This is a genomic window from Mycoplasma buteonis, assembly GCF_000733865.1.
GTDB classification, from domain to species: Bacteria; Bacillota_I; Bacilli_A; order Mycoplasmatales; family Metamycoplasmataceae; genus Mycoplasmopsis; species Mycoplasmopsis buteonis.
In genome coordinates this window covers 154,633-166,576 of record NZ_JPOK01000005.1, presented here as the reverse complement: position 1 = coordinate 166,576, position 11,944 = coordinate 154,633, and the positions used below count along the sequence as shown (strand labels likewise).

The following is an 11,944-nucleotide window of genomic DNA, read 5'->3' as shown; positions in this document are numbered from 1 at the left end:
AACCTACAAAGTAGGATTATTCTCTTTGACTACTGAATAAATCAAAGTCATTATTTTCATTTTCTACACCTTCAATATAATTAAAATCGTTTAAAGAAGGTAAGTCACGCATTGTGGTAATGCGAAAATAATCATAAAACTTGTTAGTTACACCGTATGATACTGGATGTCCTGGAGTTGGTGAAACACCTACTTCTTCAATAACTCCTTTAACAAGTAATGTGTTAATCACTTGATCGCTTGCAGTCCCTCTAATTGTCGCAATTTGTCCACGAGTAATCGGTTGTTTATAAGCAATAATTCCAGCAACTTCAATAGCAGCGTTTGACAAACGTTGTTTTTTAGTAACAGAAACCATTTTTTGAATGTATTCTTTGACACTCTCTCTAGTAGCCAATTTGTAAACATCATTAAAAGCGACTACTTTTAATCCTCTGTCAGAATCATTAAAACTCTTGTGAAAATCATTCATTACTTTTTTAGCTTCTGCATTAGTATTAAGATTAAAAATTTCTTTAACTTGTTCAAGAGTTAAACCTTCATCGCCTTGAATATATAATAAGGCTTCTAAAATTTTATTTTTCATCGAATTGTTCTCCTCTAATTAAGATAATTTTATCAAACTGTTCATCTTGCACTATTTTTAAAACTTGCTGACGAGCTAAATCTAAAACAGCTATAAGTGTCACAACAAAATGTTTTAAAGATGGTAAAGTAAAGACTTCTTCAAAATTTAATTTTTCTTTTTGACTAAGTAAATCTTTAATGTGCTCAAATTGATCTGCAGGAGTTAGATTAAAATTATCAATTTTAGTTTCACGCAAATGTTGAGCATAGCGTCTTTCAAACATTTTACGAAGAACTGAAATTAATTTTAAAGGATTAGAATGACCATCAAGCTTAGCATCATCAGTATCTAAAATAAATTCATCAATACTTGATGGTGTTTTGATATAAATATTTTGACGCTCGTTTTCAAATTTACGAAGAACCTCCTTAACTTCTTTGAATTGTTGATACTCAATAAGTTGTCTCAGCAAGACTTGCTTTTGCTCTTCAACTTCTTGACTAACCTCTTCACCAGGTTCTTGGAGTAACATTTTCGCTTTTAAATCAATCAAAGTAGCAGCCATAACTAAATATTCACCAGCTACATCAACTTGATTTTCCTTTAAAGTATGGATAATATTTAAATATTGATTCGCAATATCTAATAAATTCACCTCCATAATGCTAATTTTCTTATCTTTGATTAAGGTAAGTAATAAATCTAAAGGACCGTCAAAATCATTAATTTTAAAAGTATATTCATCTGAAATAAACTCATCTGATGAATCATTCTTTTTAAAATATTTATTATTTTTACTAGGCATATTGCTTTAATTCCTCAGCAATCATTTTTCTAACTTTTTCAGCCACACCTTTTGGTTCTTGATTAAGCAATGTGCTAGCTTTAATTGGTTTTAAAAATGATACTGTAACAGTTAATCTACCTTTACGTTTTGAATTAAATGCTTGCTCTGAATTGGAAATAGCAACCGGAATAATTGATAAATAATTTTTTTGAGCAGTAACGAATGCACCTGCTTTAAATTCACCTAATTCTTCTCCTGAAACTCTAGTTCCTTCCGGGAAAATAACACCGTATGTTTTTTGTTCTTTAACAAAGGCACCAAATTCTATGACACTTCTAAGAGCTTCTCTAGGTTTACTACGGTCAATTGTAAATGTATCTAAAATTCTCATTCCATGACGCACAATAAATTTTTTGTTTAATTCTTCTTTTGCCACGAAATTAGGAATTTTGTGAGTATCACCATAAGCTTCTGTTTGCTTTTGAAGTGCAGCAATTAAACAAAACGGATCCATATTTGACTTGTGATTTGGTGTTAATAAAATACCACCATTATTTGGTAAATTATCAAAACCAACTATTTCTAAATCAACATTGTAAAGTTTAAGTAATTTTTTTGATACTTTAAGCATGTATTCATGACGATCAGCAAGTAAAGCTTGATCAGGATTTTTCTTGTATTTACGTGATAAAGATCAAATTTTTCTAAAACGATGTAATCAAGCAAAAATAAACACAACTTTTTTTAAATTTGGATTAACAGCAAATTTTTTCATATTTTCTCCATTATTTTTCCACCACAAAAGCAATCAATAAGTCTTTTTCATGACTAATCGAAATTTCAAAATTCTTAAAAGTTCAGCGGTGATCTTTTTTTCTTAATTCTATATTTGTAAAAGTATGGTATTGATTATTAGCTTTAAAAATTGCTTCTTTAATAGCTCATGAACGAGCTAAGAACAAAGCTTTCTTACTGGGCTGTAATAAATAAAATTGTTCTAATTCTCACTTTGATAAAAAACGCTTTTCAAACCCATTTGGAATATTTTCGAAGCGAGAAATTGTTGTTAAATCAACACCAACATGTTTCATAATATTTTAATTATATTAAATATTTATTTTTTACTTGTAATATTTACAAAAAGAGAAAAAGTAGCTTAGTGCTACTTTCATTTATTTTGAAATTAAATATTGATTATCTAATTCACATTCTGTTATTCTTTTATCAATTTGTTCTTTTACTGTTTGCAAACTATTATATTTTAATAGAAAAATTAAATTGTTCTCACTAGGATCGTTTAAAAAATTAGCTTTTAATCTAGCAAAAGTTATCGCATTTGGTCTTACTGTAATTTTTAAGTCAAAACTTAACTTCTTTTTAATCGGAAAGCGTGCAAGAACTTTAGAAACTTTTAAAAAGCTTGCAAAAAATAAATAAAGAATACCTGTAACTGAAAAAATAGAAAGAAAATCATCATAATCTAATTTATGACCGTAAAAAAATAAATAAGGATTTTTCTCATCTAAAAGACCACTACCTATAAAATAAATTGCGTTTAAAATCAAAACTAAAGATAAAGCATAAAAAATCGAAAAAATTATAAAAAATATAATAGTAATATTTTTATTGAATTTAACTGTCTTTTTGAAATTTTTCTCTATTTTTTCTATTAAAATATTTATATTTTTTTCATAATTAGAATTTAATCATTTATATAAATCTAAATTTTCTTGATGAATTGAATTTCGAGGAATTCATTCATTAAAAAAATCATCATCCGGACTTGGGATATAAATTTTTCTTAAAAAATCATAACTATTAAAATTGTAATGGTAATATTTAAAAATTTTGATTATTCCAATTACTAAAAACACACTAGAAATTAAAATAAGTGTTATTCTAATTTCTAATAAAGGCAAATAAAAATCTGTAACTAATGCAAAAACAGTTAATAAAATAAAACTAAAAAATGAAATATAAACACCTTGAATATAATAACGCTTGTATAAATATCAAAAAAGTTCTTTTTTGTCTTCAAAAAACTTTTTAGTATGTGTCTGTTTCTTTCATGAGGTTAATTCTTCTTTGTCTCGAGGTTTTACAAATTTACCTTCACTATTGGTTTTTCAATTAATTTCTCTAAATTTTTCTAATTTACTTTTTTTATTCATTTTTAATATCCTTATGAATTTTTATTAAAAAACTAGAAATAATTTCTAGCTTTTTAACAATTTATTCAGTTATTGTTAATTCAATGTGATAGCTTCCAATAAGATCTTCGTCTTCAAAACTTTTTGCTAAACTATATTCAAAAGAATAAAAGTTAGGATCTTGAAAATTCGATTTATATCAATTCGAAACTAAAGTAAAACTATATTCTTTACCATCATCTAAAGTTAAATCTAAATTAAATTCAGTTTTTTCATCTTTCTTAAGGTGAACTGTTGAACTTCCAGCATAAATATTAATTTCTTTATCTGAAATTTCAATACGGTTTTCAACTTCTAGGCTTGGTTCTGTAAAGCTAAAAACTTTAAAACCATTTTCATCTGTAATAGTTACTGGCGAATCAAATTGAATTGTTTGTTCTTGTTCATTTTGTCTAATAATTGACTTAAAATTAATTTTCATAACTCTCCAAACGTTTTGTAATTGTATCTACACCAAAAAGATAAATTGCTTTCGCTAATTCTGGTCCATGCGCAACACATGTTGTTGCTAATCTAATTGGCATAAATAAATTTTTACCTTTAACATTTAATTCCTTTTGAACTAAATTAATTGTATTTTGAATATTTTCAATTGTGAATTCATTATTAGAAATTATTTCTTTTAGAAACTTAGAAAATGTTTGCACAGTAAGTAAATCTTTCTCATCAAAATCTTGCTTTGCAAAAGATAAATTTTGATATTCTGCTAAATGTGATTTTAATTCTGTTATTGTAACCGCACTTTGCTTGAAGGTATCGACAAATAAATCTAATCATTCTGGTGTAAAATCATTTTCACTTAATTGCATAGCTGTAATTAATTCTTCATTTGACTTGTTTTTTAAGTATTGTTTAGAAAATCAATTCATTTTAACAATATCAAATTTAGATGGACTTTTACTTAAACGAACAGGATCAAATTTTTCAATTAGTTGCTCTTTAGTTAACATTTCTGAAGCATCTTCTGATGTTCAACCAAGTAGAGCTAAAAAGTTAAAAATACCTTCTGGCATGTAACCTTCATTTTTATAGTCTTCAATAAATTGTTTTAAAGAAGAATCACGTTTAGATAATTTTTTACCTTCCATGTTTGTAATGATTGTTAAATGTCCAAATTTAGGAGCTGATCAATTTAAATAATTATAAATAGCAAGTTGTTTAGGTGTATTACCAATATGTTCTTCACCACGTAAAATATGTGTAATTTGCATATCATAATCATCTATAACGACAGCAAAGTTATATGTTGGATAACCGTCAGATTTAAAAATTACTCAATCAGCTAAATCACTAGAATTGAATTCAATCGGTCCACGAACAATGTCATCTCAAGCAAGTTTTACATCTTTAGGCATTGCTAAACGAATTGAATATTCTCCTGCTAAATCTCTTCTATTTTTTTCCTCATCAGAAATTTTTAATCAATCTTTGTTATATCTAAAACTAGGAATTCCTTTTGCATCACTTTCGGCTTTTTGTGCTTCTAATTCTTCACTATTGTCATAAGCTTTGTAAGCATAACCCTTATCTAAAAGTAACTGAGCAACTTCTTTGTAACGATCAAGTTTTTCACTTTGACGGTATTTTCCGCATGATGGGTTTGGTTTATATGGACTTTCATCAGGAATAATACCTAATCAAGCTAAGTTATCAAGCTGTGAAGCTTCTCCACCTTCAACATTTCTTTTTACATCAGTATCTTCTAAACGAAAAATAAAATCACCATTAAAATGTTTTGCAAATAAATAACAAAATAAAGCTGTACGAGCTCCACCAATGTGTAAATAACCTGTTGGACTTGGAGCGTAACGTGTTCTAATTTTTTGCATAATTAACCTCGAAATTTATTCTTTTTAATTTTATTTTAATTATATATTTAACTAACAAAAATATTAAAAAGTTTTATAATTTTAATGCATCGTTAGCTCAGTCGGTAGAGCAGCTGGCTCTTAACCAGCGGGTCGCAGGTTCGAACCCTGTACGATGTACCATTTCAAGAAATTGACCAAGCCCATTTGGGCTTTTATTTTATAAATTTGGAGGTATCTAAATGATATTAATTGAAAATGCAAAAATTTTAACTATGGAGAGTAAAGAACTTTTAACAGAACACTTTATTTTAATTGAAAACGATTTAATAACTTATTTAGGCAAAACACGTCCAAAAACTAATGAAAAAACAAAAATAATTAACGCTAATGGTAATTTAGTAATGCCAGGACTAATAAATATGCATACGCATGTTCCTATGACTTTATTACGTAATCTTGCTGATGATTTAAACTTAGAAGACTGACTTTTTAACAAAATTTTTCCAATAGAAGACAAGTTAACTCCACAAGATATTTATTTAGGTGCAAAACTTGGAATAGCTGAAATGATTGCTTCTGGAACAACATCTTTTGTAGATATGTATTTCTTTGAAGATCAAGTTGCAAAAGCATGTGAAGAAATGAATATGCGTGGTTTTTTAGGTTTTGGGATTGCTGCATCTACAATTGACGACAGAATTAGTCAGATCGTTCAAATGTTTTCAGATTATGAAAATTCAAAACTTGTGACACCTATTTTAGCTCCACACGCTGTATATACCAATACTAGTGACTCCTTAAATAAAGTAGCAAAATTACGTAAAAAATTAAATAATCCTCTTTTAACAATTCATTTAAATGAATCAAATAACGAAGTAAATAATTGTCTTAAAGAAAATAAAACAACACCATTGTTATGAGCTAAACAACATAATTTATTAGATAGTAAAACTATTGTTGCACATGCAGTACATTTAAATGAAGAAGAAATTGAATTTATAAAAGAAAATAAACTAACATTAGTTCATAATCCTATTTCCAATTTAAAAATTTCTTCAGGAATTATGCCAGTACAAAAATTGCTAGAAAATAATATTAACATAACTCTCGGAACCGATGGAGCCTGTTCAAATAATACTTTAGATATGTTTGAAACTCTTAAAATATCTTCATTACTGGCAAAAGGAACTACTCTTAATCCAACTGCTTTAAATGCTTATCAAACATTAGAATTAGCCACAACTAATGCTGCTAAAGCTTTACAATTAGAAAACAAATTAGGAAAAATTAAAGAAGGATATTTAGCGGATTTAATTTTTATTGATTTAGATAATATTCATCACACACCAACTAACAATATAGTAAATTCTTTAGCTTATTCAACTGCTAAAAATGATGTTTATACAGTCATTATCAACGGTAAAATTGTTTATGAAAATCGAGAATTTAAAATTAATAATTTTGATTTAAAAGAACTGAGAACAAAAATAAGTAATAGAATTTCAAAAATAGCTTAAAAATGTGAAAAACTTTTCATATTTAGCGAATAAATTTAAAAAAAAATGGAATTTTAAGAGTAAGTAATATAATAATTTAAGTAAGAAATTAGCTTGTGCTAGTTTGTTATTTTTTTAATGTTTATATTTAATTAAAAATTCATAATTTTTAAAAACAGAAAGGTGTTATGTTTAATTTTTTCAACCGTAAAAAAGTAAGAGAAGATATCGAAAATTCTCTTTCAGGTTATGATGTTATAACCGAAAAAATTGAAAAGAAAAATACTGTATATAAAAGAACAAGGATGTCCAATTTTGGACTTAAGCTTCACACCCTTTACACTAATTTACCGATGTGAAAAATTATTTTAATCACAATTGTAACAGCTATTGTTTTTGGTGTTATAAGTGTATTTTTTGTTAAAAACGTCGGAATTTATAATTTTGGTTTAGCAGCTTTTGGACAAGCAGCAGCTAGAATTTTAGTTACTGAACTTAAAGCTGATCAAGTTAGCGAAGTTACAAGAAACCTAATTGATCAGTTTGTCTTTTGAGTTTTATATATTATTTTAAGTATTCCTATTTTTATTTTTGGATACAAAAAGATTGGAAAACTATTTACCAATTTAACAGTTTTATTTTTAGCAATATCTTCACTAGTTTCATTTTCAATTGGATTAATTCCAAATGCTAACCATGTTTATTTAATCGGTAATTTTGATAATAGTGAAATTAAAAATGTATTACCTGAATTTAAAAAAGCTTTAAGTGGTATTATTCCTCTACTTTGAAGTGATGGTGGTAATATTATCGCATTAATGATTTATGCAGTAGTTTATGGATACTTACTTGCTTGAATTTTCGCAATTATTCAAATTATTGGTGGTACAGCAGGAGTTACCGGTGTTATTGGAGAGTGATACGCAAATGAAAAACAAAAATCATTTGGTTCAATCTCAGGATACATGAACATAATAATTGTTTTAATATCGGTTGCTGTAGGATCTTGATTACCTGGTTCACTTCTTTTAGAGGAAGCAAAAAGTGAACAAATTTTAAGTCTTAAAACAGCAGCTAACGGATTAGAAAATAATGTGCATCAAATTTTATTACCTTTAGCAGATACTATTTCAAAAGGAAATGTAATTTCAGATAATTCAATTAATCAATCAATTCAAACATTTAATCAAATTTTTAATAGTGGTGCAGAAACAAATCAAATTGCAAGTGCAATTGCATATGATTTAACAAAATATCAAGGATTATCTCAAGATGGTTCAATTTATCTTAACCACTCTGATTTTGATAAATTATTAGAATCAACAAAAACAATTCTTAGCCGTACAGGTTACTTAACTCAATTTAATGCACTTTGAGTACCATTTAGTCGTACATTAGAAGTTATTGATAAAGCTTGAACATTTGAACTTTATCTTTCACCTAATTTTGTAGCAACAATTCTTACAAATATTATTTATATTATTACTTTAAATAAACTTTATCCTAAATTTAAACTTGTTAAAATTGAAATTTTCTCAGAACAATGAGAACAAATTAAATGCTTAATCAATGAAGATAAAAGAATTGTTACAGGAATGACAATTTTCAAAGCACGTGGTGGATACAAAAATACTGATGTCAATGTAATAACATCAATTACATTATTCAGACAAGTTGTGCGCATTATCAAAAAAGTACATGCAATTGATCCTGATGCATTTATTTCAATTTCAGAAGTTTCAAGTATCGATGGTTATGTATACTTACCAGAAAATAAATTTTAAGAGCACGATTGCTCTTTTTTTATACCTTGTGAAAAGAATATCTTAAAGGTTTAGAAAAAATATTTAATTTATTTTGTTTAGCAATAGTTTCACTTTCCTTAATTACATTAGCAAAATTAGTTTCGATTGCACTTGAAACATAATAAGGACTAGCTTTATTTTTAATATCAATATAAGCAACTCTTGCTAAACCATTTTGAACTAACAAATTATTCAAGGAATTTTGATAATCTAAATTTTGATTAAAAAAGACAATCGCAACTAAACGATTATATTTATCTGTTTGATTAATTTTTAAAAAAATTTTGTTATTATTTTTTCTTATTAAGCTTTCAGTGTACTGCTTTGCTTTTTGTGCTCAAAAATTTTCATTGACAGCGAGGTTTTCATCTTTAAAATCTTTGTAAATTTCAGGTGTATCAACACCTTGCAACCGAATAATTTGATCACCATTGACTTCTAAAGTATCACCATCAAAAATTTTGGTAACCTGATATGAATGTAAATTAAAAGTTATTTTATTATAGTTAATTTTTTGCAAACTAATCGAGCCACAAAATAAAGAAATCAAAGTTATTAAACTAAAAATTAAGATTATAAATTTTCTAAACTTCATAAAAATACCTTTCTAATTAATAAGTATTTTTAAAAACAAAAAGAACTAAAAAGAAACTATTTTTTCGTAAAGATAACTGCTATTCAAGAGAAAAAAGAAAAATTTTAATATAATTATTTTTATGAATAAAAATAAGATAAAAAACTTTTCAATTATTGCACATATCGATCATGGTAAAAGTACTTTAGCAGATCGTATTTTAGAATATACAGGCACAGTTTCAAACCGTGATTTAAAAGATCAATTTCTAGATTCTATGGATTTAGAACAAGAACGTGGAATTACAATTAAATTAAATGCAGTTCAATTAAAATATAAAGATTATATTTTTCACTTAATAGATACTCCTGGACATGTTGATTTTACTTATGAAGTATCACGCTCACTAGCAGCTAGTGAAGGTGCATTATTGTTAGTTGACGCAACTCAAGGGATTGAAGCTCAAACATTAGCAAATGTCTATTTAGCTATTGAAAATAACCTTGAAATTATTCCAGTAATTAATAAAATTGATTTACCTAGTGCAAATGTCGAAGAAGTAAAAAGAGAAATCGAAGAAGTAATTGGTATCTCTGCTGAAAATGCTGTTTTAGTTAGTGCTAAAACCGGGCAAGGTGTTCATGAACTTTTAGATGCTATTGTAAAATATATTCCTTCTCCTACTGATGCTGATGATGACAAACCTTTAAAAGCATTAATATTTGATAGTTACTTCGACCCTTATCGTGGAGTAGTTATGCTAGTTAGAATTATGGAAGGAAAACTAAAATCTGGTGATAAATTTGTTTTTATGTCACGCAATTATGAAGAACAAGATTATCACGTAATTGATTTAGGAGTTAGAAATCCACACGAAAGTAAAAAAGAATGATTAGAAGCTGGCGAAGTTGGTTGAGTATCAGCCGCAATTAGAGACGCTAAAGAAGTTCATGTTGGTGATACCATTACACTAGCGAACAATCCAACTCAAACACCTCTAGCTGGCTACAAAAAAATGAAACCTGTTGTTTTTACAGGATTTTATCCAATTGACACTAGAGATTACGCATTACTTAAAGAGAGTTTAGAAAAAATTTCATTAAGTGACTCTTCAATTACATGAGAACAAGAAACATCAAAAGCATTAGGTTTTGGGTTTAGAGTCGGTTTTCTTGGTCTTCTGCACATGGAGATTTTACAAGAACGTCTAGATCGTGAATATAAAGTCGGAATTATTGCTACTGCACCATCAGTTGAATATTTAGTGCATTTAACAAACGGAACTACAGAACAAATTTCAAACCCTACTTTACTCCCAGATCGAACTTTTATCGACTTTATTGAAGAACCTTATATCGAAGCAAGCATCTTTATCCCTAATGAATACATCGGAAATGTTATGGAACTTTGTCAAACAAAACGTGGGACATACAAATCACTAGAAATGATTGATGAACGTCGTTCAAAAGTTATTTATGAGCTTCCTCTTGCGGAAACAATTTTTGACTTCTTTGATCGTCTTAAATCAACCACAAAAGGATACGCTTCATTTGAATACGAATGAATTGGATATCGTGAAAGTGATTTAGTTAAAGTGGATATTTTACTTAATGGTGATAAAGTGGATGCCTTTTCAATTATTACTCACCGTGATAAAGCTTATGAAAGTTCAAGAGAACTTTGTAAAAAACTTAAGGATGCCATTCCACGTCAAAACTTTGAAGTTCCAGTACAAGCAACCATTGGTGGAAAAGTTATTGCTCGTGAGACAATTAAAGCTTACCGTAAAGATGTTACAGCTAAGCTTTATGGTGGTGACGTAACTAGAAGACAAAAATTACTTAAAAAACAAAAAGAAGGAAAGAAAAGAATGAAAAAACTTGGAACAATTGAAGTTCCACAAGAAGCATTCTTATCAATTTTAAAAACTAATATTGATAATAAATAATTATGAGCAAAAAACAACAAATATCAGATTACTATGATGATAATCAAACATTAAATTCATATATTGAATACGCTTCTCATGGATTATGAGAAGCTGAAAAAAAGCACATTAATAACTTACTACCTCTAAAAGATAAAAATTACCAAATTTTAGATATTGGTTGCGGCGCTGGAAGAACTAGCTTTGAATTAGCAAAACTTTTTCCTCGTTCTGAAATTTTAGCTATCGATATAGCTAGTGGCATGATTAATGCTTGTGAAAAACAAAACACTTTTGATAATCTCAAATTTCAGACAGCTGATCTTTTGAATATCAATGATACTAAAAAATTTGATTTCATTTTCTTTAGTTTTAATGGAATTACTAACAATACAGATGCAGAAGATTTGCAGAAAATTTTTCAAAAAATTCATTCTTTATTAAAAGATGCAAATTCTATTTTCTTATTTACTGTTCATGATATGTTTTCATCGGCTGAGTATCACGATTTTTGAGTTAATAAGAAAAAAGTATATGATTTAGATTTATTTAGTGATGAAAAAGTATTAAGTAGAATTGATAATGGATTTGAATGTAAAAATAGATTTTTTACAACAAAAGACATGCATGAAATCGCAAAGTTATTTAATTTTCAAATTATACTTGAAGAAAAACGTGACGATAATTTAGAACCAAGTTGAGTTAAAACATTATCTACACCTGTAATTTTTTACGCTTTTAGCAAAATAAAAAAAGAAGCTTAAAA

Annotated in this window: 12 protein-coding genes and 1 tRNA gene; 5 read left to right on the top strand and 8 right to left on the bottom strand. The window is 27.4% G+C overall.

Features of this window, described 5'->3' with window-relative positions:
- Window positions 1–16: 16 nt before the first annotated feature.
- From scpB to gltX, 7 genes are all read right to left on the bottom strand, one after another.
- On the bottom strand, window positions 17–586 hold the full coding sequence (gene scpB / locus EI91_RS01600) for an SMC-Scp complex subunit ScpB (RefSeq protein WP_036452292.1): 570 nt from the start codon (window positions 584–586) through the stop codon (window positions 17–19).
- Complete coding sequence (locus tag EI91_RS01595; RefSeq protein ID WP_051789163.1) at window positions 576–1,373, bottom strand: segregation/condensation protein A; 798 nt, start codon at window positions 1,371–1,373, stop codon at window positions 576–578. Before EI91_RS01595 ends, scpB begins: the two co-directional genes overlap by 11 nt.
- Complete coding sequence (locus EI91_RS01590) at window positions 1,366–2,130, bottom strand: lysophospholipid acyltransferase family protein (protein WP_036452289.1); 765 nt, start codon at window positions 2,128–2,130, stop codon at window positions 1,366–1,368. Before EI91_RS01590 ends, EI91_RS01595 begins: the two co-directional genes overlap by 8 nt.
- A 10-nt stretch (window positions 2,131–2,140) precedes the next feature.
- Complete coding sequence (locus tag EI91_RS01585) at window positions 2,141–2,446, bottom strand: 4'-phosphopantetheinyl transferase superfamily protein (protein ID WP_036452286.1); 306 nt, start codon at window positions 2,444–2,446, stop codon at window positions 2,141–2,143.
- 81 nt (window positions 2,447–2,527) lie between these two features.
- Window positions 2,528–3,526: a hypothetical protein gene (locus EI91_RS01580; protein WP_036452282.1), complete on the bottom strand. Its 999-nt coding sequence runs from the start codon at window positions 3,524–3,526 to the stop codon at window positions 2,528–2,530.
- A gap of 61 nt (window positions 3,527–3,587) precedes the next feature.
- Window positions 3,588–3,986: a hypothetical protein gene (locus tag EI91_RS01575; RefSeq protein WP_036452279.1), complete on the bottom strand. Its 399-nt coding sequence runs from the start codon at window positions 3,984–3,986 to the stop codon at window positions 3,588–3,590.
- Window positions 3,976–5,394: a glutamate--tRNA ligase gene (gene gltX, locus EI91_RS01570; protein WP_036452276.1), complete on the bottom strand. Its 1,419-nt coding sequence runs from the start codon at window positions 5,392–5,394 to the stop codon at window positions 3,976–3,978. Before gltX ends, EI91_RS01575 begins: the two co-directional genes overlap by 11 nt.
- 86 nt (window positions 5,395–5,480) lie before the next feature.
- Between gltX and EI91_RS01565 the strand changes: the two genes are divergently transcribed.
- The 3 genes from EI91_RS01565 (at window position 5,481) to EI91_RS03725 (ending at window position 8,656) form a co-directional block, all read left to right on the top strand.
- Window positions 5,481–5,556, top strand: a tRNA-Lys gene (locus tag EI91_RS01565).
- Between the two features lie 59 nt (window positions 5,557–5,615).
- Window positions 5,616–6,893: an amidohydrolase gene (locus tag EI91_RS01560; RefSeq protein WP_036452273.1), complete on the top strand. Its 1,278-nt coding sequence runs from the start codon at window positions 5,616–5,618 to the stop codon at window positions 6,891–6,893.
- A 167-nt stretch (window positions 6,894–7,060) separates the two neighbouring features.
- Complete coding sequence (locus EI91_RS03725) at window positions 7,061–8,656, top strand: YitT family protein (RefSeq protein ID WP_084177986.1); 1,596 nt, start codon at window positions 7,061–7,063, stop codon at window positions 8,654–8,656.
- A gap of 19 nt (window positions 8,657–8,675) precedes the next feature.
- On the opposite strand, the gene EI91_RS03510 is transcribed toward EI91_RS03725, so the two are convergent.
- Window positions 8,676–9,272, bottom strand: a complete 597-nt coding sequence (locus tag EI91_RS03510; RefSeq protein ID WP_051789162.1) for a thermonuclease family protein — start codon at window positions 9,270–9,272, stop codon at window positions 8,676–8,678.
- Window positions 9,273–9,393: 121 nt separating this feature from the next.
- Here EI91_RS03510 and lepA point away from each other — a divergent pair, with 121 nt between their 5' ends.
- Together lepA and EI91_RS01540 are read left to right on the top strand one after the other, a co-directional pair.
- The gene (lepA, locus tag EI91_RS01545) at window positions 9,394–11,199 is read left to right on the top strand and encodes a translation elongation factor 4 (RefSeq protein ID WP_036452270.1); all 1,806 of its coding nucleotides are present in this window, start codon (window positions 9,394–9,396) and stop codon (window positions 11,197–11,199) included.
- A 2-nt stretch (window positions 11,200–11,201) separates the two neighbouring features.
- Window positions 11,202–11,942: a class I SAM-dependent methyltransferase gene (locus EI91_RS01540; protein ID WP_036452267.1), complete on the top strand. Its 741-nt coding sequence runs from the start codon at window positions 11,202–11,204 to the stop codon at window positions 11,940–11,942.
- Window positions 11,943–11,944 lie beyond the last annotated feature (2 nt).